Origin of the sequence: Fuscovulum sp., assembly GCA_035192965.1 — a bacterium.
Taxonomy (GTDB): domain Bacteria; phylum Pseudomonadota; class Alphaproteobacteria; order Rhodobacterales; family Rhodobacteraceae; genus Paragemmobacter.
The window spans coordinates 2,589,879-2,613,986 of record CP136571.1; the positions used below are offsets into that span (position 1 = coordinate 2,589,879).

27 protein-coding genes are annotated in these 24,108 nt (G+C 62.9%); 20 read left to right on the forward strand and 7 right to left on the reverse strand.

Features of this window, described 5'->3' with window-relative positions; genetic code table 11:
* Positions 1–101 precede the first annotated feature (101 nt).
* From RSE12_12730 to RSE12_12740, 3 genes are read left to right on the forward strand one after another with little or no spacing between them, the layout of a single operon-like run.
* Positions 102–1,232 carry a bifunctional 2-C-methyl-D-erythritol 4-phosphate cytidylyltransferase/2-C-methyl-D-erythritol 2,4-cyclodiphosphate synthase gene (locus RSE12_12730; GenBank protein WRH61248.1) on the forward strand — a complete coding sequence of 377 codons (1,131 nt, stop codon included), beginning with the start codon at positions 102–104 and terminating at the stop codon, positions 1,230–1,232.
* Positions 1,229–1,714, forward strand: coding sequence for a phosphatidylglycerophosphatase A (locus RSE12_12735; protein ID WRH61249.1), 486 nt, complete (start codon positions 1,229–1,231; stop codon positions 1,712–1,714). Before RSE12_12730 ends, RSE12_12735 begins: the two co-directional genes overlap by 4 nt.
* Positions 1,715–1,718: 4 nt before the next feature.
* On the forward strand, positions 1,719–2,225 hold the full coding sequence (locus RSE12_12740; protein ID WRH61250.1) for a nicotinamide-nucleotide amidohydrolase family protein: 507 nt from the start codon (positions 1,719–1,721) through the stop codon (positions 2,223–2,225).
* A gap of 74 nt (positions 2,226–2,299) precedes the next feature.
* Here RSE12_12740 and RSE12_12745 read toward each other — a convergent pair whose 3' ends face one another.
* Both RSE12_12745 and RSE12_12750 read right to left on the reverse strand, forming a co-directional pair.
* Positions 2,300–3,151, reverse strand: a complete 852-nt coding sequence (locus RSE12_12745) for an alpha/beta fold hydrolase (GenBank protein WRH61251.1) — start codon at positions 3,149–3,151, stop codon at positions 2,300–2,302.
* A gap of 74 nt (positions 3,152–3,225) precedes the next feature.
* On the reverse strand, positions 3,226–3,678 hold the full coding sequence (locus tag RSE12_12750; GenBank protein ID WRH61252.1) for a type II toxin-antitoxin system RatA family toxin: 453 nt from the start codon (positions 3,676–3,678) through the stop codon (positions 3,226–3,228).
* Positions 3,679–3,750: 72 nt separating this feature from the next.
* Here RSE12_12750 and hpt point away from each other — a divergent pair, with 72 nt between their 5' ends.
* From hpt to RSE12_12775, 5 genes are all read left to right on the forward strand, one after another.
* The gene (gene hpt, locus RSE12_12755; GenBank protein WRH61253.1) at positions 3,751–4,290 is read left to right on the forward strand and encodes a hypoxanthine phosphoribosyltransferase; all 540 of its coding nucleotides are present in this window, start codon (positions 3,751–3,753) and stop codon (positions 4,288–4,290) included.
* 4 nt (positions 4,291–4,294) lie between these two features.
* Complete coding sequence (locus RSE12_12760) at positions 4,295–4,462, forward strand: hypothetical protein (GenBank protein ID WRH61254.1); 168 nt, start codon at positions 4,295–4,297, stop codon at positions 4,460–4,462.
* A gap of 103 nt (positions 4,463–4,565) precedes the next feature.
* Complete coding sequence (locus tag RSE12_12765; protein ID WRH61255.1) at positions 4,566–5,450, forward strand: cytochrome c; 885 nt, start codon at positions 4,566–4,568, stop codon at positions 5,448–5,450.
* Between the two features lie 98 nt (positions 5,451–5,548).
* Positions 5,549–6,430 carry a hypothetical protein gene (locus RSE12_12770; protein WRH61256.1) on the forward strand — a complete coding sequence of 294 codons (882 nt, stop codon included), beginning with the start codon at positions 5,549–5,551 and terminating at the stop codon, positions 6,428–6,430.
* 56 nt (positions 6,431–6,486) lie between these two features.
* A complete protein-coding gene (locus RSE12_12775; GenBank protein ID WRH61257.1) occupies positions 6,487–7,098 on the forward strand; it encodes a glutathione S-transferase family protein in 612 nt (203 codons plus the stop codon).
* A gap of 8 nt (positions 7,099–7,106) precedes the next feature.
* On the opposite strand, the gene lipA is transcribed toward RSE12_12775, so the two are convergent.
* On the reverse strand, positions 7,107–8,057 hold the full coding sequence (lipA, locus tag RSE12_12780) for a lipoyl synthase (protein ID WRH61258.1): 951 nt from the start codon (positions 8,055–8,057) through the stop codon (positions 7,107–7,109).
* A 176-nt stretch (positions 8,058–8,233) separates the two neighbouring features.
* Between lipA and RSE12_12785 the strand changes: the two genes are divergently transcribed.
* The gene (locus tag RSE12_12785) at positions 8,234–8,803 is read left to right on the forward strand and encodes a hypothetical protein (GenBank protein WRH61259.1); all 570 of its coding nucleotides are present in this window, start codon (positions 8,234–8,236) and stop codon (positions 8,801–8,803) included.
* A 13-nt stretch (positions 8,804–8,816) separates the two neighbouring features.
* Here the strand turns inward: RSE12_12785 and RSE12_12790 are convergent, their stop codons facing one another.
* Positions 8,817–9,932: a DUF6456 domain-containing protein gene (locus RSE12_12790; protein ID WRH61260.1), complete on the reverse strand. Its 1,116-nt coding sequence runs from the start codon at positions 9,930–9,932 to the stop codon at positions 8,817–8,819.
* Positions 9,933–10,144: 212 nt separating this feature from the next.
* Here RSE12_12790 and RSE12_12795 point away from each other — a divergent pair, with 212 nt between their 5' ends.
* Entirely contained in the window at positions 10,145–10,468 is a 324-nt protein-coding gene (locus RSE12_12795; GenBank protein ID WRH61261.1) for a DUF6477 family protein, read from the forward strand.
* A gap of 34 nt (positions 10,469–10,502) precedes the next feature.
* Here RSE12_12795 and RSE12_12800 read toward each other — a convergent pair whose 3' ends face one another.
* Positions 10,503–12,062 carry a trimethylamine methyltransferase family protein gene (locus RSE12_12800; protein WRH61262.1) on the reverse strand — a complete coding sequence of 520 codons (1,560 nt, stop codon included), beginning with the start codon at positions 12,060–12,062 and terminating at the stop codon, positions 10,503–10,505.
* A 256-nt stretch (positions 12,063–12,318) separates the two neighbouring features.
* Here RSE12_12800 and guaA point away from each other — a divergent pair, with 256 nt between their 5' ends.
* Genes guaA through RSE12_12815 form a run of 3 tightly spaced genes read left to right on the forward strand, consistent with a single transcriptional unit; the run spans position 12,319 to position 15,242 of the window.
* Positions 12,319–13,920 (forward strand): glutamine-hydrolyzing GMP synthase, encoded by a 1,602-nt coding sequence (gene guaA, locus RSE12_12805; protein ID WRH61263.1) that lies wholly within the window; start codon positions 12,319–12,321, stop codon positions 13,918–13,920.
* A 26-nt stretch (positions 13,921–13,946) separates the two neighbouring features.
* The gene (locus RSE12_12810) at positions 13,947–14,195 is read left to right on the forward strand and encodes an antibiotic biosynthesis monooxygenase (GenBank protein WRH61264.1); all 249 of its coding nucleotides are present in this window, start codon (positions 13,947–13,949) and stop codon (positions 14,193–14,195) included.
* 45 nt (positions 14,196–14,240) lie between these two features.
* A complete protein-coding gene (locus tag RSE12_12815) occupies positions 14,241–15,242 on the forward strand; it encodes an alcohol dehydrogenase catalytic domain-containing protein (GenBank protein WRH61265.1) in 1,002 nt (333 codons plus the stop codon).
* Here the strand turns inward: RSE12_12815 and RSE12_12820 are convergent.
* Complete coding sequence (locus RSE12_12820; GenBank protein ID WRH61266.1) at positions 15,239–16,399, reverse strand: low temperature requirement protein A; 1,161 nt, start codon at positions 16,397–16,399, stop codon at positions 15,239–15,241. The genes RSE12_12815 and RSE12_12820 overlap by 4 nt on opposite strands.
* Positions 16,400–16,516: 117 nt before the next feature.
* On the opposite strand from RSE12_12820, the gene RSE12_12825 reads away from it, so the two are divergent.
* The 7 genes from RSE12_12825 (at position 16,517) to RSE12_12855 (ending at position 23,009) form a co-directional block, all read left to right on the forward strand.
* Entirely contained in the window at positions 16,517–17,413 is an 897-nt protein-coding gene (locus tag RSE12_12825; protein ID WRH61267.1) for a DMT family transporter, read from the forward strand.
* An 89-nt stretch (positions 17,414–17,502) separates the two neighbouring features.
* Positions 17,503–18,582, forward strand: coding sequence for an outer membrane protein transport protein (locus RSE12_12830; GenBank protein ID WRH61268.1), 1,080 nt, complete (start codon positions 17,503–17,505; stop codon positions 18,580–18,582).
* A 113-nt stretch (positions 18,583–18,695) separates the two neighbouring features.
* A complete protein-coding gene (locus RSE12_12835) occupies positions 18,696–19,580 on the forward strand; it encodes an ATPase (protein ID WRH61269.1) in 885 nt (294 codons plus the stop codon).
* A 34-nt stretch (positions 19,581–19,614) separates the two neighbouring features.
* On the forward strand, positions 19,615–20,532 hold the full coding sequence (metA, locus tag RSE12_12840; protein ID WRH61270.1) for a homoserine O-succinyltransferase: 918 nt from the start codon (positions 19,615–19,617) through the stop codon (positions 20,530–20,532).
* Positions 20,507–21,472, forward strand: coding sequence for an alpha/beta hydrolase (locus RSE12_12845; GenBank protein ID WRH61271.1), 966 nt, complete (start codon positions 20,507–20,509; stop codon positions 21,470–21,472). The genes metA and RSE12_12845 overlap by 26 nt, the downstream gene beginning before the upstream one ends.
* A 45-nt stretch (positions 21,473–21,517) precedes the next feature.
* Positions 21,518–22,393, forward strand: coding sequence for a polyphosphate kinase 2 (gene ppk2, locus RSE12_12850; GenBank protein WRH61272.1), 876 nt, complete (start codon positions 21,518–21,520; stop codon positions 22,391–22,393).
* A 1-nt stretch (position 22,394) separates the two neighbouring features.
* Positions 22,395–23,009 carry a TetR/AcrR family transcriptional regulator gene (locus tag RSE12_12855; protein WRH61273.1) on the forward strand — a complete coding sequence of 205 codons (615 nt, stop codon included), beginning with the start codon at positions 22,395–22,397 and terminating at the stop codon, positions 23,007–23,009.
* A 19-nt stretch (positions 23,010–23,028) separates the two neighbouring features.
* Here the strand turns inward: RSE12_12855 and RSE12_12860 are convergent, their stop codons facing one another.
* A complete protein-coding gene (locus RSE12_12860) occupies positions 23,029–24,108 on the reverse strand; it encodes an ABC transporter ATP-binding protein (GenBank protein ID WRH64817.1) in 1,080 nt (359 codons plus the stop codon).

A 24,108-nucleotide genomic window follows, 5' to 3' on the forward strand; every position in this document is an offset into this window, starting at 1 on the left:
CGTTGCACATTTTTTAGGCATGTTTGCCCAGAGCAGCGCCAGATTGTCAGGCGCGGCGGTGTGGCCTAGGAAGGGTGAAAGGGCAAGGGAGTCGCGCCGGAATGACCACGGCCGCCGTCATCGTCGCCGCAGGACGCGGAAGCCGCGCCGGAGGCGAGGTACCAAAGCAATGGCAGATGCTGGCCGGGGCGCCGGTTCTGGCCCATACACTTGCGGCTTTTCGGGGCCATGTGGACCGGCTGGTGCTGGTGATCCATCCGGATGATCGTGACCGCGCGGCCGCCGTGGCGGGCGATGCATTGCTGGTGCCGGGAGGCGCGACGCGGGATGCATCGGTCCGCGCGGCGCTTGAGGCGCTGGAGGGAACCGGGGTTGTGCGCGTGCTGATCCATGACGGGGCGCGGCCTTTGGTCGAGGCGGGCGTGATCGGACGCGTGCTGGCCGCGCTGGAGGATTATCCGGGCGCTGCACCGGCCCTGACTGTGACAGATGCGTTGTGGCGCGGCAGGGACGGTCTGGTCGACGGGACGCAGGACCGGGCCGGGTTATGGCGGGCGCAGACGCCGCAGGGGTTCCGGTTTAACGCGATCCTGGCCGCGCATCGTGCGCATCCGGGCCAAGCGGCAGATGATGTCGAGGTGGCGCGGGCGGCCGGGCTTGACGTGGCTATCGTCGAGGGCAATGAGGCCAATCTGAAACTGACCTTTCCCGGCGATTTCGCGCGGGCTGAGGCGATCCTGAAGGGACGCAGCATGGATGTGCGGCTGGGCAATGGATATGACGTGCATGCCTTTACGGCGGGCGATCACGTCTGGCTGTGCGGGGTGAAAGTGGCGCATGACAAGGCGCTTTTGGGCCATTCCGATGCCGATGTGGGGATGCATGCCCTGACCGATGCGATCTATGGCGCGCTGGCCGAGGGCGATATCGGCCGCCATTTCCCGCCCAGCGATCCGCAGTGGAAAGGGGCCGAAAGCCATATCTTCCTGCGCCATGCGGCGGAACTGATGCGCGCGCGCGGCTATGCGCTGGGCAATTGTGATGTGACGCTGGTTTGTGAGCGGCCCAAGATCGGGCCGCATGCGGCGGCAATGCAGGCGGCGCTGGCCGCGATCATGGGGGTGGAGGTGGACCGCGTCAGCGTGAAGGCCACCACGTCCGAGCGTTTGGGGTTCACGGGCCGCGAGGAAGGCATCGCCGCCTTGGCGACGGCCTGTCTGGTGCGGGCATGATGCGGGCTGTGGCGACTGTCTTTGGAGTTGGGCTGCTGCGCCCGGCGCCGGGGACGTGGGGATCATTGGTCGCGGTGGGTGTGGGGGTGGTGATTGACCGCTTTCTTGGCTTTCCGGGCTTGGCCGTGGCCACGTTGGCGGCGGCGGCGGTGGGATTCTGGGCCTGCGCGGCGGTCTGCGGGCCGGGAGAGGACCCATCAGAGGTGGTAATCGACGAAGTGGCAGGGCAGTGGATCGCGCTGCTGTTTCCGTCATTCGCCTTTTGGATGCGGGATTTTGACGGCTGGATGCCCTATCCCGGTTGGTTGGCGGCCTTCCTGCTGTTCCGACTGTTCGACATCTGGAAGCCCGGACCGGTGGGTTGGGCCGACCGGCGCGGGGATGCGGCGGGGGTGATGTGGGATGACATCATCGCTGGGGTGTTTGCCGGAATTGGCGTAGTGATTGCAGCGGGTGTGGCGCATGGGCTGTTGATGGGATGAGGCGATGGCGCGCAAGGCGGTGAGAGACGCGGTGGCAGAGACGGTATCGGTGCCTGCGCTGTTGCAGGCGGCGCGCTATTGGGGCGTGAAGATCGCTACCGCCGAAAGCTGCACCGGAGGGCTGATCGCCGGCGCGCTGACTGATGTGGCGGGATCGTCGGATGTGTTCGAGCGGGGTTTTGTGACCTATTCCAATGCCGCCAAGCGCGAGATGCTTGGGGTTCGGGCAGAAACGCTTGATGCCTTTGGTGCCGTGTCCGAACAGGTCGCGCGCGAAATGGCCGAAGGCGCGCTGACCCATTCGGCGGCGGAGATGGCGGTATCTGTCACCGGAATTGCCGGACCGGGTGGATCGGAGTTCAAGCCGGAAGGGCGGGTCTGTTTCGGGCTGGCCCTGCGCGGGCGCGAGACGGTGGTGGAAACGGTAGAGTTCGGCGCGCTGGGCCGGGCGGGCGTGCGGCAAGCTACAGTGGAACATGCGCTGGGGATGATGGCGCGGGCGCTTGTCTAAGGGCGGTGCCTGTGGCCAGCCCCGGGGCTTTGCCCCGGACCCCAGGGTATTTCAGCCAAGATGAAGCCGGTGGTTCAGGGATGGTCTGCGAAAAAGCGCAGCACCTCGGTCGTGGCGCTGATGTCCTGCGTGGCTCCCTGACGCGCGGCGCGGCGGCTTCCCGGCCAGGCATGACCGCCGCCTTCGATCGTCTGGATGCGCACCTGCACCCTGCCCCGCCCGTCGGCATAATTGCGTTCGACCACACGCATTCCATCCGCGGCGGGGTCGATGACGTGTTCGGTGCGGGCGAGCATGGGGAATGGGGCAAGGAAAGCCGCCTCGACCGAGGCGACAGAGGCGAAATTGGTGCGGGTGAGGCTGCTGTCGCCCTGCCCGCCTGCATAGGGAACCATGGCATCGGCAGTGCCGTGGATGTGCAGCAAGGGAACCGGCCCTTTCACGCGGATGCGGCCGGTGTCCATCGTGCCGGCGACGCCAGCGACCGCGCGGACACGACCGGGGTGACGGGCGGCGTAGGTTTCCGCCATGATCGCCCCATTCGACATGCCGGTGAGGTACAGCCGTTCGGGATTGAGGCAGAAACGGCGGGTAGCGTCTGCGATGACGGCATCAAGGAAGGCCATATCATCCACCCGATTCCGCTGGGCTGATCCGCAACAATAGCCGCCATTCCAGGTGGCGGCGCGACCGGTGCCCTCGGGATAGATCACCGCGTAACCCTGCCGGTTTGCGGGGCGCGAGAGGCCGGAAGAGCGGGCGAATTGATCTGCACTTCCGCCGCCGCCATGTAGCCCGATGATGACGGGCGCTCCCTGAGCGTTGGCGGGAAGGTCGATGCGATAGCTGCGGTCGCCAAGACGGACGGTTTCGGCCGCGGCGGGGGCAGTGGCGAGGGCAAGCAGCAGGACAAAAAAACGAAGCATCGGCATCCCCTGATCAGGTGTGATGCAGTGTGATACGCGTCTGATCGCAGGTTCCGTCGCGGATTTTGGGCGGATCAGACCTTTGGGCCGTGCAATTCTGCCGCGCGGCGTTCGAAGGCGCGCACGACGCGCTGCATCGCGTCATTGAACACCACGCCGATGATGCCTTGCAGGATGGCGTTGCGAAATTCGAAATCGACGAAAAAATCCACCTCGCAGCCGCCTTCGACATCGCGGAAGGACCAGGTGGATTTCATGTGCTTGAAGGGGCCGTCCAGATACTCCGTATCGATCTTGCGGGCGTCCGGCCACAGGGTGACGCGGCTGCCAAAGCGTTCGCGGAACACCTTGAAGCTGATCACCAGATCGGCCTCCATCACTTCGCCCCCCGGGATGGGACGACGCGAGCGGATGCGGGCGGCAGAGTTCCAGGGCAGAAACTTCGGGTAAGACCCGACATCGGCCACCAGATCATACATCTGCTGGGCGGTGTAAGGCAGGCGCTTTATTTCGTGATGGGTGGGCATTCGGGCGCCTGACTTCGCGTGACTTGGCACCGTGTAATGGTTAGACCGGGGCGGGAAATCAAGGGGTGTGGGATGACTGAGCGGCCATATGTCATAGACCAGATGATCAGCGCCAAGGCGATTGCCGCGCGGGTGGAGGCGTTGGCGGCCGAGATCACGGCGCATTACGCAGGCACGGATAAGCTGGTGGTGGTGGGCCTGCTGCGCGGGTCTTTCGTGTTCATCGCCGATCTGGTGCGCGAGATTGACCTGCCCGTGGAGGTGGATTTCCTTGAGGCCTCTTCCTATGGCGATGCGATGCATTCGAGCCGCGAGGTGCGCATCCTGAAGGATCTGCGCGGCGAGATTGCGGGGCGGGATGTGCTGGTGGTGGAGGATATCGTCGATACGGGCTTTACCCTGCATCATGTGAAGAACCTGCTGCTGAGCCGGGAACCCAAGCGGCTTGAGGTTTGTGCGCTACTGGACAAGCCGTCTCGGCGCGAGGTGGAGATCAAGGCCACCTGGACGGGATTCGAAATCCCCGATGAATTTGTGGTGGGCTACGGCATTGATTTCGCTCAGCGCAACCGCAACCTTCCTTATATCGGCAAGGTGCGGTTTACGGGGTGAGCGGATGAATCCGATGTGGTTGGTGCGGATGGCACGATGGGCGCGCAATCCGCCCTCGCCCGAACGGGTGAAGCTGGTCTTTGCCGTGATCGCGCTGTGTTTGCTGATTTTTGGGTATGAATGGCTGTTCGGCTGGCCTGAATGGCTGGTGCCGCAGAAGATTCGGCCCTGAGCAGATTGAACGCCGTTTCGCCTGTTCGCGACTTCGTCACTGGCGGGCATGGTGCGGGCTGGGCTAGGCTTTGCCCATTCATCCGCCACATGAGGCCATTTTCATGCGCATTCTGCCCACCCTTGCCATTCTTGCCCTTGGCGGCGCGACCTTCGCCTGGTGGCTGACCGGGCCTTCGCCCCTGCCCTCGGCCACGTTTGACGGGATTACGGGTGATCCGGTACGGGGGGAGTTGGTGTTCACCGCTGCCGGGTGCGCATCGTGCCATATGGCGCCGGGCGCAGAGGGTGAGGCGGAATTGGTGCTGGCGGGCGGGCAGAGCTTTCCGTCGGATTTCGGGACGTTCAAGGCCCCCAACATCTCGCCCTCGGATCAGGGGATCGGCGGGTGGACGGTGGCGGAACTGGGCAATGCGCTGATGCGGGGCGTGTCGCCTGACGGGGCGCATTACTACCCTGCCCTTCCCTATTCGTCTTATGCCAAGATGCAGCCGCAGGATGTGGCCGATATTCACGCCTATATGCAGGGATTGCCGCCTTCGGACGTGGCAAGCCAGCCGCATGACCTTGGCTTTCCGTTCAACATTCGCCGTAGCGTCGGTGTGTGGAAGCTGTTGTTCCTGAACGAAGATTGGGTGCTGAACGGCGACTTGACGCCGGGACAGACCCGTGGGCGCGAGATCGTGGAGGCCTTGGCGCATTGTGCCGAATGCCACACCCCGCGCAACGCGCTGGGCGGGATGGACACCGCACGCTGGATGGCGGGGGCACCCAATCCTTCGGGCGAGGGGAACATTCCGAACATCACACCCGGAAAACTGACATGGTCGGAAGGTGAGATTGTGAGCTACCTGACCAGCGGTTTCACCCCAGAATATGACAGTGTCGGCGGGCATATGGTGCATGTGGTGGAGAACATGGCCAAGCTGCCCGAAAGCGACCGGCAGGCCGTGGCGGCCTATCTGAAGGCGGTTCCAGCGGTGGAATGACAGGATTTCGCGGACGCTTCCTGCTCATCTGCTTGTGATTGCAGGGAATCCCCATCCATGGTAGCTGTTAAAAAAAACAGAGCAGCATGGTGTATCCAATGAACAGGCAAATGGGCGGCGCGCTGGCGCTGCTTCTACTGGCGTCGCCGCTTCCGGCCCTGTCACAGGGGATGGAGGCGCTGAGCTTTTCCGGCGATCTGGAATTCGAACATACGCGGCGCAATGGCGCGTCGGGCACGATGGCGGGGGGGGAGTTTTTCCTGCGCTATGAAGGGCCGATCGGGTTTGAGCTGGGCGCGGATATCGACCAAAATCTGGATAATGGGGATGACAATACCGTTCCCTTTCTGGCCGTGACCTTCGGGTTCGGCCCCGGTGAGGTGGCGCTGGGTGCGCCGCAGCCGGTGGCGGATCAGTTGATCGACATTCCCGATTTCGCGGGCATCCGCGAGTTGCAGTTGGGCATCGATCAGCGCACGACGTCGGTTGTGACGGGCTTTGCCAAATCGCTGGGCGAACAGATTTATGGCGCAAGGCTGACGGCTGAGACCGGGTCGCTGCGCTATGGCGCGTCGATCCATGGGGTGACACATCAAAGCGGCGCGTTCTGGCAGGTGGCCGGGGAATACGAGGCGCAGTCAGGCACCCAGATCGAGGGTGTGGTCGAGGGCGAGGATGGCAACCTGGGCGTGACCGTTGGGGCCAATCACCAGGCTGGCCAGTTCGACATGGGGGTCTACCTGACCAGCCAGCGGATCATCGGCGATTCTGAATCGGCGCTGGCCTATGTGGGCTATGCGGTGACCCCGTCGCTGACAGTGCGCGGGCATTTGCGGGCCGAGGATGGTACGGTCAACGGCAACACGCTGGGGGTCGAGGCGGAGTATGGCTTTTCCAATGGGGCCTATGCACAGTTTGGCGCAGCGGATGGCAATACCACGAGCATGGTTCTGGACGCCTCGATCGGCTTCAAGTTCTGAGTGAGGTATGCCAAGCAAGGCCCTGATTTTGAACGGTTATGAGTGACAGGTCACAGATGATCCTGATCGGACAGTATGACAGCCCCTTTGTCCGCCGGGTGGGCATAGCACTGTCTATCTATGATTTTGCTTTCGAGCACCGGCCTTGGTCGGTGTTCGGTGATGCAGAGCGCGTCCGCGCGGTAAACCCGTTGATGCGGGTGCCTGTGCTTGTGCTGGATGACGGGCTGTCGCTGACGGACAGTCACATGATCCTTGATTATCTGGATGGGCAGGTGGACCAGCCTCTGTTTCCGCGCGCGGGCCGGGCGCGGGCCGTTGCGCTGCGCCGTGCGACGCTGGCATGTGGGGCGGCGGAGAAAGCGGTAAGCCTGTTTTATGAACAGCGTCTGCACACTGTCACCTCGGCCCAGTGGGAGGCACGATGCCGGTTGCAGATCGGGTCAGTGCTGGAGGCGCTTGAGGCCGAGGCGACGGATGCCCCCTATTGGGAGGCTGAGATGGGTCATGCGGATATCGCCCTGACCTGCGCGTTGCGCTTTATCGACGAGGCGCATCCGGGCCTGTTTGATGCCCAGACTTTTCCAAAGCTGCGGAAAAGGGCGCGGGCGATGGAGGCGATGGCTGTATTTCAGACCATCGCCCAGCCTTTTATCGCACCAGCGTGACCCCGCGATCAGGCGCGGCCGAGTTTCGCGTTGCGCGCTGTGCGCAGGCGGTCGAAATCATCGCCCGCGTGATAGCTGGACCGGGTTAAGGGCGTTGCCGACACCATCAGGAAGCCCTTGCCATAAGCGGCGGTCTCATAGGCCTTGAACTCATCCGGGGTGACGAAACTGGCGATGCGGTGGTGTTTGGGCGTCGGTTGCAGGTATTGGCCGATGGTCAGGAAATCGACATCCGCCGCGCGCATGTCATCCATCACTTGCAACACGGCCTGACGATCCTCGCCAAGACCCACCATAATGCCGGATTTGGTAAACATGCCGGGATCAAGCTCTTTGACCTTTTGCAAAAGGCGCAGCGAATGGAAGTATCGCGCGCCGGGGCGCACCTCTGGGTACAGGCCGGGGACGGTTTCAAGGTTGTGGTTGAACACGTCAGGCCGCGCCTCGACCACGGCTTCGAGGGCCGAGGGCGGGCATTTCAGAAAATCCGGCGTCAGAATTTCGATGGTCGTGCCGGGGGCGCGGTGGCGGATAGCGCGGATGGTCTGGGCGAAGTGATCGGCCCCGCCATCGGCCAGATCATCCCGGTCCACCGAGGTGATGACGACATGTTTCAGGCCAAGCTGTTCTACCGCATGGGCCACACGGCCCGGCTCGAACGCATCAAGCGCCTGCGGCTTGCCTGTCGCCACGTTGCAGAAGGTGCAACCACGGGTACAAATCTCGCCCATGATCATCATGGTGGCATGGCCCTGAGACCAGCATTCCCCAACATTGGGACAGCCCGCCTCTTCGCAGACGGTCACAAGTTTCTTTTCGCGCAGGATGTCGCGCGTTCTCTTGTAACCATCTGACGTTGGAGCCTTTACCCGAATCCAGGACGGTTTTTTGGGCTGGTCATTGTCGGGGCGATGCGCCTTTTCGGGGTGGCGCTGATCGGGCAGTTTCAGGTCGCGCAACGGGTGATCCTCCCTCGGGGCGTGGTGCAGACATAAGCCCTTGTGCCGCTGTAGGCAACGCTGCGTGGTGACGCGGGGGCTTGCACCCGGTGCAAGGGTCGCGGGTTTGCGCTATGTCATGTGGGCCGGGCCGGCCATATCGCAAAGTGGCCGTGACCGATGCGGGGAATCACCGGATGACTATTGCAGAACTGAGCCTTGCCCTGATGGTGTTGTTGCTGACACCGGGGCCAACCAACACGCTGATGCTGATGGCGGGGGTAGAGCGGGGCTGGACGCGGTCGCTTTGGTTGATCGGGGTGGAACTGGCAGCCTATCTGGCCGTGATCGTGCCGTTGGCGCTGTTGGCGCAGGGTTTGGCGGCACAGATGGGGGTGCTGCGCCCGATTGTGGCGGGGTTGGCGGGACTGTGGGTGCTGTATCTGGCCGTCCGGATGTGGCGGACAGAGCCGGTGGCCGGGCAAGGAATAACGGTGACGGCGCAGCGGATGGCGCTGACGACGCTGCTCAATCCCAAGGGGTTGATCATGGGGCTTGTGTTGCTGCCTGCCGCCGGGGCGACGGAGGCGGCCTTTGGCGTGCTGGTGCTGGCGATCATTGTCGTGGCGGCCTTCTGGTCCGGGTTGGGCGCGCGCATGCCGGGGGCCGGGGACGGGGCCGCCATCCCGGCGCTGTGGCGACGGGTGGCGGCGGTCTGGCTGGCCGGGCTTTCCGTGATGATCGTGGCCGGGGGTATCGGGGCTTAGTACTCGGCAGGCGTCAGCCGATCATCGGCCGCCCTGCCCTTTCTTCGTAATGCCGCTGGAGCCGTTGCAGCGCGATGCGCAGCACGATCTTGCCGGACCGTGCGGCCCATCCCATGCGGCGTTCGGTGGTTTCGATCCCTTCGAGGAAACAGCACACCCGCAGCACCACATCCCCCAGACCGGGACCAAGATCCCGCAGCGCCTCGGCCACGCGGTCGCGCGCGCCAGGGGGGCCTTCGCCCGGGCCAGAGGATGCAAAGCCGCCCCGGTCTGATCCTGTGAGGAAGCGATCCCAGTTCTGGGCAACGCGCGGGCCCATCTGCGCCAGTTCGAAATCTTCGCGCAGGCGTTCTGCGACGCGCACCAATTCCGGTTCCAGATAGGGTTTGCCATCCCGATCCAGTTTGCGCCCCAGCGCGCTGACCGGGCTTTCGGCGGCATTATAGCGGACGCGGCGGCGGCCATCGGGGGTTTCGGTTTCACGCTCGGCCATGTCGCGGTGCTGGGCGGCGTAGATGAACTGCGCCTCACGCACGCCGCCTGCGCGCATCTCCTCTTCCGCCAAAAGGCGGCGCAGGGCGGCACGGCCTATGGCGGTGATGCGATAGGCCGACACGCGGCCCGGCGCGGCGCAGGCGATCCAGTCCTTGAGCGCAAAGGCCTGCGCCACGGCGCGGTCCAGGGTGCAGAGGCGCGTTTGGGCACCTCCGGGCTGTTCGCGCAGCACGACGGCGCGGTCCAGATCGGCCGACACGGCAAGGACGGAATCGGGTTCGGCCAGGCGTCGCAGCACACGCCGTGCCTCGGCGGCAAGGGTGGCGGCATCCTGCGGCATGGGTTCGGGGCGGGAATGGGCGGTCATGGCATCCTCATCGATTGCGGACGACCCGTCCTGCGCCAGTTGCGCGACACGGCGCAGGGAATCGAGCGCCGCATCGACCAGCGGATCATCCCGCCGGGTTTCGCACTGACGCACCTGCCGCAGCACCGTCGAGGCCGCGATGCCATTGCGCCGTGCAAGTTCGCGCAATGGCAGGCCGCTTGCCGTGTGATCGAGGTAGTGGCGCACCGGATCAGGCAGCCAATGTGGCAAGTGCTGGCAGGGGTTGGGGATCGTCGTGTTCTGCATGTCAGTCCTGTGGAACGCCCCCTGGATGTTTACGATCTGTTAGTACAACCCAAACTTGTTTTGGTTAGCGGATCGTTAACAAAGCGGCGCAGAACCAAGCATTGTCCACAAAGTGTCAACAAAACTGTACACCTCCGCGCGCTGTTTCCTGTCAACACGCAACGCCACCCTGACGGGGCCTAGGGTGGCGCCATGCTGTTGAGGAGATTGCCATGTGCCCGATTCCTGCCCTTGCCATCCACGAACCCGAACGCATCCTGCCCAAGGGCGGCGAGGTTGAAACCGGTGCAGGGCTGCGCCGCCCGCGCCTTTTGATGTCAGCTGCGCGGCATGGGTTGGGGGAGTATCGGCGCGCGCGGGATCTGCTGCGCCTGCTGGGCTATTGCCCCAACGCGGCACTGGCGGTGGAGGATCTGACGCGGATGGAAGCCGAGGCCGAGGCCGCCCGGCGTGCGGGCAGCCCGGCATGGTCTTGCACGCGGCATGTGGAGGTGCTGATCGCGCTCTTGGCCGAACGCGCGCTGGCGGGCGGGTAAGGAAGGCCCGCGCCGATGGCACGGGCCGCAGGCTTTAGATAAAGGCGTCGGGCATGGAGGCCTTTTTCTTGGCGACAAACTCATCCAGTGCCTCTCGGATGCCTTCGTCCAGCGCGGGCTGCTGATAATCGTTCAGCTGTTTCTTCACCCGTTCGTTGGCCAGTTGCATGGTGTCGCGTGACCCTTCTTCGGCCCATGTCTCAAACGGTTTGTAGTCGAACAGGTCAGACCGCCAGAACGCCGATTTGAAATTGGCCTGAGTGTGTTCGCAGCCAAGGTAATGGCCGCCGGGGCCAACCTCGCGGATGGCATCCATGCCCTGCCCATTGGCATCCATGAAGATGCCCTGTGCAAGGTGGTGCAGCGTGCCCAACTGATCGGCATCCATCACGTATTTCTCGTAGGACGATACCAGCCCGCCTTCCAGCCAGCCGCAGGCATGCAGCATGAAGTTGACGCCGGCCAGAAGCGCCATATTCAGGCTGTTGGCGGTTTCATAAGCGGCCTGCGCGTCGGGCAGCTTTGATCCGCAGAACGACCCGCCGGAGCGGTACGGAAGGCCAAGGCGGCGGGCAAGCTGGCCAGCGCCATAGGTGATATGCGCGGCTTCGGGCGTGCCAAAGGTGGGCGCGCCGGAGTTCATGTCGATCGACGTCACGAAGGCGCCAAAGATCACCGGCGCACCGGCGCGGATCAACTGGCTATAGGCGACACCGGCCAACACCTCGGCCAGAACCTGCGTCAGGGTGCCGGCCACGGTGACGGGTGCCATCGCACCGCCCACGATGAAGGGCGAGATGATCGCGGCCTGATTGGCGCGGGCATAGACCTCAAGCGCGCCCATCATGATGCCGTCAAAGGTGAGCGGGCTGTTGATGTTGATGAGCGAGGTCATCACCGTGTTCTGATCAACGAAATCCGACCCGAACAGGATCTTGGACATCGCCACGGAATCCTCGGCCCGGCTGGGTTCGGTCACCGAGCCCATGTAGGGTTTGTCCGACAGCACCATATGCGCGTGCAGCATATCGAGGTGGCGCTTGTTCACGGCGACGTCGGTGGGTTCACAGACCGTGCCGCCGGAATGGTGCAGCCATTTGGACATGTAGCCCAGTTTCACGAAGTTCTGGAAATCGTGGATCGTGGCGTAGCGGCGGCCACCTTCCATGTCGCGCACGAAGGGCGGGCCGTAGACCGGGGCCAGCACCAGATTGCGACCGCCCACCTCGACATTGCGTTCGGGGTTGCGGGCGTGCTGCGTGAATTCGCGCGGCGCTGTGGCGCACAGCTTGCGGGCAAGGCCGCGCGGGATGCGGACGCGTTCGCCCTGCACATCGGCCCCGGCATTCTTCCAGCGCACCAGCGCTTCGGGGTTTTCGACGAAATTGACGCCGATCTCTTCCAGCACGGTTTCGGCGTTCCATTCGATGATCTGAAGCGCTTCTTCGTTCAGGATCTCGAAGTTCGGGATGTTGCGCTGAATGAACTTGGCGCTTTCCAGGCTGACCGCCGTGCGTTCCGCGCGCCGTGCCGACCCGCCGCCGCCCCGTGCCCTGCGCCCTGCCCCGGCCACTGCAAGATCTGCGTCGCTCATCGCTTTCTCCATCGCTGTCACCGCCCGCGAAGGGCGTGTATTTTGCCCGCTTATGCGCCCAAACCGCCCTTGCCCCGCCCCCGAATGCGGCGCTTGGCGCGCAAAAACGACATCGCGGCAGAACAGAAGCGACGTGATGCCGCTTCAACTTGGGAAAAATGGATCGTGGGTTCTGGAGGGGGTCCGCGGGCACGGCCCCCGGCGTAAGCCATAAGCGCCCTCTTGCGAAAATCGGGCACAACGGCTACGCGGGCGCATGACCCAGATCGCCCCCCAATCCGCCCCCGCCCTTGCGCATGACCGCCTTCTGATCATCGACTTTGGCAGTCAGGTGACGCAGCTGATCGCGCGCCGCCTGCGTGAGTTGAACGTCTATTGCGAGATCCATCCTTTCAACAAGGTGGATGCGGCCTTTCTGAAGAGCTTTGCCCCCAAGGCGGTGATCTTTTCGGGTGGCCCGGCTTCGGTCTTCAACGACGGTGCGCCGATGCCGCCAGCGGGCGTGTTCGATATGGGGGTGCCGATCCTTGGTATCTGCTATGGCCAGCAAGTGATGATGCACTGTCTGGGCGGCAAGGTGGAGCGCGGGCATGGCACCGCCGAGTTTGGCCGCGCCTATGTGACGCCCACCCCTGTGACGCATCCGATCCTGTCGGGCTGGTTCGACACCGATGACGGCGTCGGCGGTCGGGAACAGGTCTGGATGAGCCACGGCGATCATGTGTCGGAGATCGCGCCCGGCTTTCAGGTGCTTGGCACCTCGCCCAATGCGCCTTTTGCGATCACGGCGAACCCCGAGCGGCATTTCTATGCGGTGCAGTTCCACCCGGAGGTGCACCACACGCCCAAGGGGGCCAAGCTGTATGAGAACTTTGTCCGCCTTGCGGGGTTCAAGGGCGACTGGACGATGGGCGCCTATCGCGAAGAGGCGATCCGCAAGATACGGGAACAGGTGGGCGATCAGAAGGTGATCTGCGGCCTGTCGGGGGGTGTCGATTCCTCGGTCGCGGCGGTGCTGATCCATGAAGCGATCGGCGATCAGCTCACTTGCGTTTTCGTGGACCACGGCCTGCTGCGGCTGGGTGAGGCGGAGCAGGTCGTGTCGATGTTCCGCGACACCTATAACATCCCGCTGATCCATGCCGACGAGTCCGACCTGTTCCTCGGCGCGTTGGAAGGCGTGTCCGACCCCGAGGTCAAGCGCAAGACCATCGGGCGGCTGTTCATCGACGTGTTCCAGAAACATGCAACCGCCGTGGGCGGGGCGACCTTCCTTGCGCAAGGGACACTGTACCCGGATGTGATCGAGAGCGTGTCTTTCAGTGGCGGGCCGTCGGTGACGATCAAATCGCACCACAATGTGGGCGGTTTGCCTGAAAAGATGGGCATGAAGCTGGTCGAGCCGCTGCGCGAGCTGTTCAAGGATGAAGTGCGCGCTTTGGGCCGTGAGTTGGGCCTGCCCGCCAGTTTCATCGGCCGTCACCCCTTTCCCGGCCCCGGCCTTGCCATTCGCTGCCCGGGCGAGATCACGCGCGAAAAGCTGGATATCCTGCGCCAGGCGGATGCGGTTTATATCGACCAGATCCGCAAACATGGACTGTATGACGAAATCTGGCAGGCATTTGCTGCCATCCTGCCGATGAAGACTGTGGGCGTGATGGGCGACGGGCGGACCTATGATTACGCGCTGGCGCTGCGGGCAGTGACGAGCGTGGATGGGATGACGGCGGATTACTATCCGTTCACCCATGAATTCCTTGGCGAAACCGCCACCCGCATCATCAATGAGGTGAAGGGCGTGAACCGCGTGTTCTATGACTGCACCTCCAAACCCCCCGGGACGATTGAACTGGAATGATCCGGCTGTCAGGACGCCTTGTTTGCATGACGGAAGGGGAACGGGAAACCGTTCTGGCCCATCGTCCCGGCCATGTGGCGGCGACGCTGGCTGAGCCGGGCTGTTTGTCCTTTACCATCGACGACACGGATGATCCGATGGTGTTCGATGTTCGGGAAAGCTTTCGCGACCGCGCGGCCTTTGATGCGCATCAGGCGCGGACGCGGGAGTCGGTCTGGTTTTCGGCCACCAAAGGGATCCTTCGTGATTTCAGGGTCGAAGAGCTGAGGGATTGACGCGCCGCCCCGCCCTTGTGCCAATGGCGCAGGGAGGACGGGATCATGCAGGCCACACGACTTTTCGATATTGGTGATATCCGCACGGCAGAGGTGGCCATACCCACCCCGGCCCCCGGTGAAGTGCTGATCCGGGTGGAGTCCTGTGGAATTTGCGGCACGGACCGGCATCTGCTGCATGGCACCTTTCCATCTAAGCCGCCACTGACGCTGGGGCATGAATTTTCCGGCATCGTCGTGGGTGTCGGCGCAGGGGTGGCGCTGGCGGAAGGCACGCGGGTGACCTGCGATCCGAACACATGGTGCGGGCGGTGCGAGAATTGCCTGCGCGGGCGGGTGAACCTGTGCCTGAACAATGTGGCGACAGGCCTTGGCCGCGATGGCGGCTTTGCCGAGTTTTGCGCCTTTCCTGCGCATAAGGCGCATGTCCTGCCCGGCGATCTGGACCCGCTGCATGGCGCGTTCTGTGAGCCGCTGGCTTGCACAATCCATGGCATCGATATTGGCGCGCCCAAGGCCGGGGAACGGGTGATGATCCTGGGCGGTGGTGTCATCGGGATGCTGGCGCTGCAGCTTTGCGTGCAGGCCGGGGCCGAGGTGATGCTGGTCACCCGGCAGGCATCGAAACAGGCGCTGGGCCGATCCTTGGGCGCGCATGAGACCGCAGCGACAGAGGCAGCGGCAAAGGCGATCTGGGCAAAGGGGGCCGATCTGGTGGTGGAATGCGCCGGAGTGGCCGAAACGGTGGAAATGGCCCCGCGGCTGACACGGGACGGCGGTCGGGTGGTGATTTTGGGCGTGCTGGGCGCGGGCGAAACCGTGCGGATCGAACCTTTTGATCTACTGTTTCGCGAGGTGCAGTTGCTGTCGTCCTTCATCAACCCGTTCACGCAGGAACGGGCGGCGGCGATGATCGCGGCAGGGCGCATCAAGCTGGACCCGCTGATTTCGCGGACATTGCCGCTGGCCGAGGCGGCGGAGTCGATCATCCAACCGGCGCGGGCGGGGGAAATCCGGGCGATCGTTCTGCCCAATGGCACCGCTTAGGCCTCACCTCCAAGGGACAGGTGTTCCCAGACCGACACCGCGACCATGACCACGGCGGAAAGGATCATCGCCCACATCAAGGGCATCCAGCCGCCAATCAGCATCAGCCCTGCCAACGCCGCGATCCCCGCGATATGTGACAGCGGGAACCATTGGGCGGAGCTGCGCTTGAACAGCCCGTTACCGAGCAGGAACAAAAGCGGCCCGCCAAGGATTGTCGCCCCTTCGGCCAGAACAGCGGCATCTTCGGGATGGGCGATGGCGCGTTCCGATCCGACGGCCGCCAGCACGATCCCCGCAACGATGGGAATATGCAGATAGGTAAAGCCGTTGCGCGCGATGCGGCCCGGATCGGCGGCATGTTCGATCTGATGGGTGCCCCGGCGGTGGCCGATGTGGAAATAGACCCACCACATGCCCACTGTCACCACAAGCGAGCCGAGGAAAGTGGCGATGCCTGCGGCTGTCCAGTCCATGTCGGCAAAGGTCGCGCCGGACACGAGCAGCGTTTCACCAAGACAGATGATGATGAACAATCCGCAGCGTTCCGCAATATGGCCGCCATGGATTGTCCAGTTTGTGGTCTGGTCACGGCCCCGTCCGGGCAGGGGATAGGCGAGGACCGGACCCGCAATCTCGACGACCAGCGCGAGCGACCAGAGCGTGAAGCGCCATTCGGGCGGCGCAAGACCGCCAATCACCCAGAGCACCCCTGCCCCGCTGACCCAGATCAGGATGCGCGTATAGGTACCCCGCAACGGATTACCTTGCCCCAGCGCGACCCAGATGAACACCGTACGCCCGACCTGCATGGCGGCAAAGGCAAGCCCAAAGACCCAGCCGCGCCCCCCGAAGGCATCGGGAATCGCCATGGACAGGAACAGACCAGCGGCCATCAACCCGAAGAGCAGGCCCCGCACGGCCACATGATCGGGATTCAACCGGTTCAGCGCCCAGGTCGAATAGATCCAGACCCACCAGACCGCCAAAAGCAGCAGCGCCGTCTCGGCCGCGCCCTTGATATCGTAGTGATACAAAAGCGCGTGGCTGACCTGGGTGATAGCAAAGACGAAGATCAGATCGAAGAACAGTTCGGCAAAACCGACCCGCGCCTCGCTGCCCCGGATAATGGGCACTGCCCCGGTTTCCGCTGCCATTGTTGCCCCCTGCCCCGCCAGATAGCCCCGCAAAGCCTAAGCGGACGCGCAAAACCGGGCAAGCGGGACGGAAGGCTGCTGCTGGACAATTCCGCATCGCGGGGTGAGTGTCAGGCCATGACAGCCGTTCACCGCCCCCTTGCCGCCGCCATCTGGATGACCGGATCGGTTTTTTCCTTCACCGCCATGGCCATCGCCGGGCGGGCGATTTCGGGGGTGCATGACACATTCGAAATCATGTTGTGGCGGTCAGTTCTTGGCTTTGCCCTCGTGCTTATGGTGGGTGCTGCGCTGCGCCGCCTGCGCGAGGTGCGGCGTGACCGGATGGGCCAGCATCTGGTGCGCAACCTGTTTCACTTCACCGGGCAGAACCTGTGGTTCTGGGCGCTGACGATGATCCCGCTGGCGCAGGTCTTTGCGCTCGAATTTACCTCACCCATCTGGGTGATCCTGCTGTCGCCGCTGGTTTTGGGTGAGAAACTGACGCGGGTGCGTTTGTTCGCGGCGGGCATGGGGTTCATCGGCATCTTGCTGGTCGCGCGCCCCGACTTCTCGGCGCTGAACCCCGGTGTGTTGGCGGCGGCGGCGAGCGCGATCTGTTTTGCCGCGACAAGCCTGATGACCAAGAAACTGACTCGGGGCGAAAGCATCGTGTCGATCCTGTTCTGGCTGACGCTGATGCAGGGGATATTTGGGCTGGTGTTGGCGGGGTATGACGGGGTGATCCAGTTGCCGACGGCGGCCACCCTGCCCTGGTTGGCGGTGATTGGGTTCTGCGGGCTTCTGGCACATCTGTGCATCACCACCGCGCTGTCGCTGGCCCCGGCGAGTTATGTGATCCCCATCGACTTTGCCCGCCTGCCCGTCATCGCGCTGGTGGGGGTGATGCTTTATGCCGAACCGCTGGATCCGCTGGTCATTCTGGGGGCGGTGGTCATTTTTATTGGGAACTGGGCCAATATCCGGGCCGAAACGCGCAAGCCTGCAACAGTCGGGGTGGTCACAAATCCGTGACGTCGCGTCATGAATTGACCGCAATTACGCCCGGACATAGCGTTAAGACATATGCGCCCGTGGGGACGTGCGCGGGAGGAGTAACGGGAATGGCAGTCATGAAAAGAATACTCGGGGCGACCACCGCACTTGTGGTGGGAACGCTGTCGGCACAGGCAGGCGGGATCGAACGGACAGGTTTCAATCCGGCGTTTCTGTTCGAAAACGGCAACTACTTTGAAGTGGCCTTCGGATCGGTTTCGCCAAGCGTTTCCGGCGTTGCCTTTGGGGTAAGCTCGGGCGATATGGCGTCCAGCTACAACACGATTTCAGGGTCGGTGAAGTACCAACTTACCGACGAATTCGCGATCGGTGTGGTCGTTGACCAGCCGGTCGGCGTGGACGTGGCCTATCCGGGCGGCACGGGGTATTTCTTCAACACCTCCAGCGCGACGGTCAATTCCCTGCAACTCAGCGTGCTGGGTCACTATCGCTTTTCGCCGAACGTCAGCGCCTATGCAGGTGTGCGGGCCGTGCGGACGGACGGCATAGTTGACAACGTAAACTTGGGCATTCCGACGGGAGGCCTGCCAACCTATGATATGACCACTTCCACCGAGGTAGACTACGGGTATGTCGTTGGCGTCGCCTACGAGCGGCCTGACATCGCACTTCGTGTGGCGCTATCATACATTTCCGAAGTAACACATGACTTCACTGCGACCGACAGCTTCGGTGCAGGTGCCGGATTTGCGACGACCATCCCGCAGGGTGTAAACCTCGATTTTCAAACTGGGGTTGCCGCAGATACGCTGGTTTTCGGCTCTATCCGCTGGCGTGACTGGTCCGAATTCACGATCGCACCGCGTGGGACGATCGCTCTGAGCACCAACAACAAAGATACGGTGTCCTACTCGCTCGGCGTAGGCCGCAAATTCAGCGATACCTTCTCCGGCCTTGCTTCTGTCGGGTATGAACCTGCCGGTGGTGGTGAAGTTGGCAACCTGGGCCCGACCGATGGGTACAGAAGTCTGACGCTGGCTGGTATCTACACCGCCCCGACCGGCATGAAGGTGACTGTCGGCGCAAGCTATGGCTGGGTTGGTGATGCAACGACATCGGGCATCGGCGGCCGGTTTACCGACAACAACTTTATCGGCATCGGCGTGCGGGTCGGCTACTCGTTCTGATCCCGTACAATCGTACGTAGAAGGCCCCGCCCACAGCGGGGCCTTTGTCATTTTCCGCGTGAAATCCGGGGCCTTGGGCGCTATCAGGCAGTTGGGCGGTTGGGGAGCAGAACATGATCTATGCAAGCGGCGCAGAGTTTCGCGCGGCGCGGGACAAGCGGGTTTTGCTGTTTGGCATGTCCGGCCTTGGCAAAACGCATCTGGCCAACATGCTGCGCGATGCGCCCGAACAACAAGGCGGCGGGTGGTTCCATTACTCGGTCGATTACCGCATCGGTACGCGCTACATGGGCGAGTATATCGCCGACAATTTCAAGCGTGAGGCGATGAAGGTTCCGCTGCTGCGGGAACTGCTGATGACGGATAGCGTCTTTATCGCCTCCAACATCACCTTCAACAATCTTGCCCCCCTGTCCACCTATCTGGGCAAGCCCGGCGATCCGGCACGCGGCGGCGTGGCCTTTGGCGAGTATTGCAAGCGGCAAGATCAGCACCGCGAAGCCGAAATTGCAGCACTGCTGGACACGCCGCGATTCATCGAACGGGCGCGCGAGATTTATGGGTACGCAAATTTCGTCTGTGACAGCGGGGGGTCGATCTGCGAAGTGGTGGATGCCGCCGATCCGGGCGATCCGGTGATGCGGGCGCTGGCGGATAACCTGCTGCTCGTCTGGATCAAGGGATCCGAGGCGCATCGCGATGAACTGATCCGCCGTTTCGACCGGGCGCCGAAGCCGATCTATTACCAGCCGGATTTCCTTGCCACGCTCTGGGCCGAATACCTGGCACAGGAAGGAAAGCCCGAGGATCAGGTAGATCCCGATGCCTTCTTGCGCTTTGGCTATGCGCGCATCCTGAACCATCGGCAGCCACGCTATGCCGCGATGGCGGAATGGGGCGTGACGGTCACCGCCGAAGAAGTGGCGCAGGTGCGCAATCCCGGCGATTTCCACGATCTGATTTCCCGGGCGCTTGATCGCCGCGCGGCGGCGGCATAGATACGCCGCCTGTCCGAACCGAAGAGTTTACCCGATGCCCATCACCTTGCCCGAAACCCTGCCGGCCTATGACGTGCTTCGCAATGAAGGCGTCATGGTTATGTCGCCCGAACGGGCGGCACGGCAGGACATCCGCCCGCTGCGGATCGGGCTGTTGAACCTTATGCCGAAGAAAATCCAGACGGAGAACCAGTTCGCCCGTCTGATCGGCGCGACGCCGTTGCAGATCGACCTGCAGCTGATCCGGATGACCGAGCATCAGACGCGCAATACAGCCGCCGAGCATATGGAAACCTTCTATCGCCCATTTCAGGAGGTGAAAGAAGAAAAGTTCGACGGTCTGATCATCACAGGCGCGCCCATCGAACACCTGCCGTTCGAGGAGGTGACCTATTGGGATGAGCTGTGCGAGGTCTTTGACTGGACGCAAACCCATGTGCAGAGCACCTTTGGCGTGTGCTGGGGTGGCATGGCGATGATCAATCATCTTCATGGCGTGCAAAAGCACATGCTGCCGAGAAAGGCCTTTGGCTGCTTTCGCCACCGCAACCTTGCGCCCACATCACCGTTTCTGCGCGGGTTTTCCGATGATTTCGTCATCCCCGTCAGCCGCTGGACGGAAATGCGCCAAAGCGAGATCGACAGCAAGCCGGGCCTGCGCACCCTGCTCGGGTCCGAGGAAGTGGGCCCCTGTCTGGTTGAGGATGCGGCGCATCGGGCGCTCTATATCTTCAACCATTTCGAATATGACAGCGAAACGCTGAAGCAGGAATATGACCGCGACATTGCCAATGGCACCGCGATCAATGTGCCGCTGAACTATTATCCCGATGACGATCCCGCGATGCCACCGCTCAATCGCTGGAGAAGCCACGCGCACCTGCTATATGGCAACTGGATTAACGAGATTTACCAGTCCACGCCCTATGAGATTGCTGAAATTGGCACTTAGTCTGATCCTTGCAGCCACCGCCATCGGCGGCTGCGCCGTGTTGACAGACCGACGGGCGACAGAGCGTGAACAGGCGGCAGAAACGGCCTTTCCCCCGACAGGACAGTTGTTGAAGGTGGAGGGAAAAACGGTTCATGCCCATGTGCAGGGCAGCGGGCCGGATCTGGTGCTGATCCACGGGGCAAGTGGCAGTACGCGGGATTTCACCTTTGATCTGGTGGATCGGCTGGCACAGGATTACCGCGTCATCGCCTTTGACAGGCCGGGTCTGGGTTGGACCGATGATCTGGGCACGCAGGGCATCAGCCCGATGGAACAGGCGCGGCTGTTGCAGGCGGCAGCGGATCAACTGGGCGTGCGGCGGCCCATCGTGATGGGCCACTCCTATGGCGGATCCGTCGCAATGGCCTGGGGGTTGACCGATACGCCCGATGTGGCAGCGCTGGTGATCGTGTCCGGGGCAACGATGCCGTGGCCGGGCGGCCTTGGCCCGTTCTATGCCGTCACCGGCACGCGGCTGGGTGGGGCGACACTTGTACCTGCGATCACGGCCTTTGTTCCGCCGGAACGGGCAGAGGCTGTTGTCGATGGCATCTTTGCCCCCGGACCCGCACCCGCGGGTTATGCCGACTATGTTGGCGTGGGGCTGAGCATGCGGCGACACAGCCTGCGCGCCAATGGGCGGCAAGTTTGGGGGTTGAAGCCTTATGTCACGCGGATGGCCGAAGAATACCCCAAGCTGAACTTGCCGGTCGAGATTCTGCATGGCACCGCCGACACGACTGTGCCGGCCGATATCCACGCCATCCCCCTGTCCCGTCTGCTGCCGGATGCGCAGCTGACGCTGTTGCCCGATGTCGCGCATATGCCGCATCACACGAACCCGGAGGCGGTGATCGACGCCATCCACCGCGCTGCCACCCGCGCCGGATTGCGCTGACCGCGCCTATCGCCATACTGGCGCGACAGTTTTTGCGAGGATGCGATGACAGACCTGCCCTTTGATGGTGCGATCACCCAGTTCTTCCTGAAAAAAGCCCCCAAGGACATCCGCAAGGCCATCAAAGATGCCGGGAAGGATGACATCCTGACCCCCGGCTATCCCTATGCCGAAGAGATGAAGCGCAAGGACTATGACACGGTGATGGACGGGTTGCAGCGCCAGTTGGTGCGCATGCAGGCCGACATCAAGGCGACCGGCAAGCGCGTCGTGGTGATTTTTGAAGGCCGGGATGCCGCCGGAAAGGGTGGCTGCATCGGTGTGATGCGCGAAAACCTGAACCCGCGTGTGTGCAATGTGGTGGCGTTGGCAAAACCATCCGACCGTGAGGCCGCAAGCTGGTACTTCCAGCGCTATGTCGATTGGCTGCCCGCGGCAGGTGAAATGGTGATGTTCGACCGCAGTTGGTACAATCGGGCGATGGTCGAGCATGTCTTTGGCTTTTGTACCCCCGCACAGCGCGAGACATTCTTCCGGCAACTGCCGGAGTTTGAACACATGTTGGTGGATGAGGGGATTGTTCTGGTCAAGCTGTGGCTGGAAGTGGGGCGGGCCGAACAGCTGCGCCGCTTTCTCGCGCGCGAACAGGACCCACTGAAACAGTGGAAGCTATCGCCCATTGATATCGACGGGTTGGGCAAATGGGATGAATACTGCGCGGCAATCGACGACACGATGGAACGCAGTTGCTTTGACTTTGCCCCTTGGACGGTGATCCTGTCCGATGACAAGCGCCGCGCCCGGATTGCGGCAATTCAGACTGTACTGCGCGAGATCGATTTTGAGGGCAAGGATCCGGCGCTTGTCGGCACGCCGGACCCGGCCATTTGCGGCGGCCCTGCCCTGCGCCCCAAGGACTGATATGAAGCACGGCTATCACCACGGCAATCTGCGGCAGGCGTTGGTTGAAGGCGCGCTTGGCCTGATTGCCGAACGGGGGCCGACAGGTTTCACCCTGTCGGAGGCGGCGAAGCGGGCGGATGTGACGCCCGCCGCCGTCTATCGCCATTTCGCCGGGCGTGATGACCTGATCGCCGAGGTGGCGCGTCAGGGCTATGACATTTTCGCCGCGCTGATGGAGTTCGCCTATAATGACGGGCAACCCACAGCTCTGGCCGCGTTCGAGGCGACGGGGCGCGCCTATCTGGCCTTTGCGCGCAAATATCCCGGTCATTACATGGCGATGTTCGAAAGCGGGCTTTCGTTCAATGCCCATCCCGATCTGGCACTGGTGGCGGGAAAGGCACGTGCAGTGCTGGAGAAAGCTGCCGAAAAGCTGTCGGAACAGATGCCGCCGGATCGCCGCCCGCCGGCGACGATGTTTTCGGCCCATGTCTGGGCCATGAGCCATGGCGTGGTGGAACTTTATATGCGCGGCGCACCGGGGGCGAAATCGCCCTTCACACCCGAAGACCTGCTGGAAGCCGGGATCGGTGTCTATCTGCGCGGGCTTGGGTTGCTGCCGCCGGATTGCTGATGCAGGTCCGGCAGCGGCCTTAGCGGAACATCACCAGCGCGCCGGGCGACCAACCCACGCGGGCGCGGGCGCCGCGGTCCAGCACCGGACGGCCAAAGACGTTGCGCATGGAGATGCGAACGTTGACATCCGATCCGTCGATCCGCACGTCGTAATAGGTCATGTCGCCGAAATAGACGACCTCTTCGATCGTTGCCATGCTTTCACGATCCGAGGCCGCGCTGCCTTCATAGAGGATCGTCAGGGTTTCGGGGCGGAAACCCACCGCTGCACCATCAGCCGCGGCGCCCCCGCTCATGACCTGGCTTGCATCCAGCTGGATGCGGCCAAAACCGGCGGACTCAACCTCGACCGTATTGCCATTCTCGGACAGGACCTTGGCAGGCAAGAAGTTCATCGTTCCGATGAAATCGGCCACCTTGCGGCTGTTCGGGCGACGATAGAGCGTTTCGGGATCGGCAAGCTGGGCGATCTCTCCCTCAAACATCACGGCGATCCGGTCAGACATGACCAGCGCCTCTTCCTGGTCATGTGTCACGAGGATGAAGGTGATGCCCACCTGCCGTTGCAGGCGGATCAGTTCCACTTGCATCTGTTCGCGCATCTTCTTGTCCAGCGCGGAAAGCGGTTCGTCTAGCAGCAGGACCTTGGGCTTCAGGATCAGCGCGCGGGCCAGTGCCACGCGCTGCCGTTGCCCGCCTGACAGCGCATGCGCAGCCCGCTTGCCATAGCCTTTCAAACCCACCATTTCGAGCGCTTCGAGAACGGCCTTGGCCTTGTCCTCCTTGGACCGCGTGTCACGGCGCAGGCCGAACCCGACGTTTTCTTCCACGCTCAGATGCGGGAAGATGGCGTAGGATTGGAACACCATGTTGGTGGGCCGCTTGTTAGCCGGCACATCGGCCATGTCGCGCCCGTCGATCAGCACGGCACCCGAGGAGATATCCTCGAACCCCGCAATCGTGCGCAGAAGCGTGGTCTTGCCACAGCCCGATGGACCCAGCAGCGAGAAGAACTCTCCCGGGCGGATGGTGGCGGTGATCCCACGCAGGGCGTGGTAGTCGCCATAGTATTTGTGAACGTCCCGGAACTCGATCAT

What these genes read in the sequence shown, in the direction of transcription:
- RSE12_12730 (WRH61248.1), top strand. Translation starts at nt 102, where the DNA reads ATGACCACGGCCGCCGTCATCGTCGCCGCAGGACGCGGAAGCCGCGCC.
- RSE12_12735 (WRH61249.1), top strand. Translation starts at nt 1,229, where the DNA reads ATGATGCGGGCTGTGGCGACTGTCTTTGGAGTTGGGCTGCTGCGCCCG.
- RSE12_12740 (WRH61250.1), top strand. Translation starts at nt 1,719, where the DNA reads ATGGCGCGCAAGGCGGTGAGAGACGCGGTGGCAGAGACGGTATCGGTG.
- RSE12_12745 (WRH61251.1), bottom strand. Translation starts at nt 3,151, where the DNA reads ATGCTTCGTTTTTTTGTCCTGCTGCTTGCCCTCGCCACTGCCCCCGCC.
- RSE12_12750 (WRH61252.1), bottom strand. Translation starts at nt 3,678, where the DNA reads ATGCCCACCCATCACGAAATAAAGCGCCTGCCTTACACCGCCCAGCAG.
- hpt (WRH61253.1), top strand. Translation starts at nt 3,751, where the DNA reads ATGACTGAGCGGCCATATGTCATAGACCAGATGATCAGCGCCAAGGCG.
- RSE12_12760 (WRH61254.1), top strand. Translation starts at nt 4,295, where the DNA reads ATGAATCCGATGTGGTTGGTGCGGATGGCACGATGGGCGCGCAATCCG.
- RSE12_12765 (WRH61255.1), top strand. Translation starts at nt 4,566, where the DNA reads ATGCGCATTCTGCCCACCCTTGCCATTCTTGCCCTTGGCGGCGCGACC.
- RSE12_12770 (WRH61256.1), top strand. Translation starts at nt 5,549, where the DNA reads ATGAACAGGCAAATGGGCGGCGCGCTGGCGCTGCTTCTACTGGCGTCG.
- RSE12_12775 (WRH61257.1), top strand. Translation starts at nt 6,487, where the DNA reads ATGATCCTGATCGGACAGTATGACAGCCCCTTTGTCCGCCGGGTGGGC.
- RSE12_12785 (WRH61259.1), top strand. Translation starts at nt 8,234, where the DNA reads ATGACTATTGCAGAACTGAGCCTTGCCCTGATGGTGTTGTTGCTGACA.
- RSE12_12790 (WRH61260.1), bottom strand. Translation starts at nt 9,932, where the DNA reads ATGCAGAACACGACGATCCCCAACCCCTGCCAGCACTTGCCACATTGG.
- RSE12_12795 (WRH61261.1), top strand. Translation starts at nt 10,145, where the DNA reads ATGTGCCCGATTCCTGCCCTTGCCATCCACGAACCCGAACGCATCCTG.
- RSE12_12800 (WRH61262.1), bottom strand. Translation starts at nt 12,062, where the DNA reads ATGAGCGACGCAGATCTTGCAGTGGCCGGGGCAGGGCGCAGGGCACGG.
- guaA (WRH61263.1), top strand. Translation starts at nt 12,319, where the DNA reads ATGACCCAGATCGCCCCCCAATCCGCCCCCGCCCTTGCGCATGACCGC.
- RSE12_12810 (WRH61264.1), top strand. Translation starts at nt 13,947, where the DNA reads ATGACGGAAGGGGAACGGGAAACCGTTCTGGCCCATCGTCCCGGCCAT.
- RSE12_12815 (WRH61265.1), top strand. Translation starts at nt 14,241, where the DNA reads ATGCAGGCCACACGACTTTTCGATATTGGTGATATCCGCACGGCAGAG.
- RSE12_12820 (WRH61266.1), bottom strand. Translation starts at nt 16,399, where the DNA reads ATGGCAGCGGAAACCGGGGCAGTGCCCATTATCCGGGGCAGCGAGGCG.
- RSE12_12825 (WRH61267.1), top strand. Translation starts at nt 16,517, where the DNA reads ATGACAGCCGTTCACCGCCCCCTTGCCGCCGCCATCTGGATGACCGGA.
- RSE12_12830 (WRH61268.1), top strand. Translation starts at nt 17,503, where the DNA reads ATGGCAGTCATGAAAAGAATACTCGGGGCGACCACCGCACTTGTGGTG.
- RSE12_12835 (WRH61269.1), top strand. Translation starts at nt 18,696, where the DNA reads ATGATCTATGCAAGCGGCGCAGAGTTTCGCGCGGCGCGGGACAAGCGG.
- metA (WRH61270.1), top strand. Translation starts at nt 19,615, where the DNA reads ATGCCCATCACCTTGCCCGAAACCCTGCCGGCCTATGACGTGCTTCGC.
- RSE12_12845 (WRH61271.1), top strand. Translation starts at nt 20,507, where the DNA reads ATGAGATTGCTGAAATTGGCACTTAGTCTGATCCTTGCAGCCACCGCC.
- ppk2 (WRH61272.1), top strand. Translation starts at nt 21,518, where the DNA reads ATGACAGACCTGCCCTTTGATGGTGCGATCACCCAGTTCTTCCTGAAA.
- RSE12_12855 (WRH61273.1), top strand. Translation starts at nt 22,395, where the DNA reads ATGAAGCACGGCTATCACCACGGCAATCTGCGGCAGGCGTTGGTTGAA.
- RSE12_12860 (WRH64817.1), bottom strand. Translation starts at nt 24,108, where the DNA reads ATGATCGAGTTCCGGGACGTTCACAAATACTATGGCGACTACCACGCC.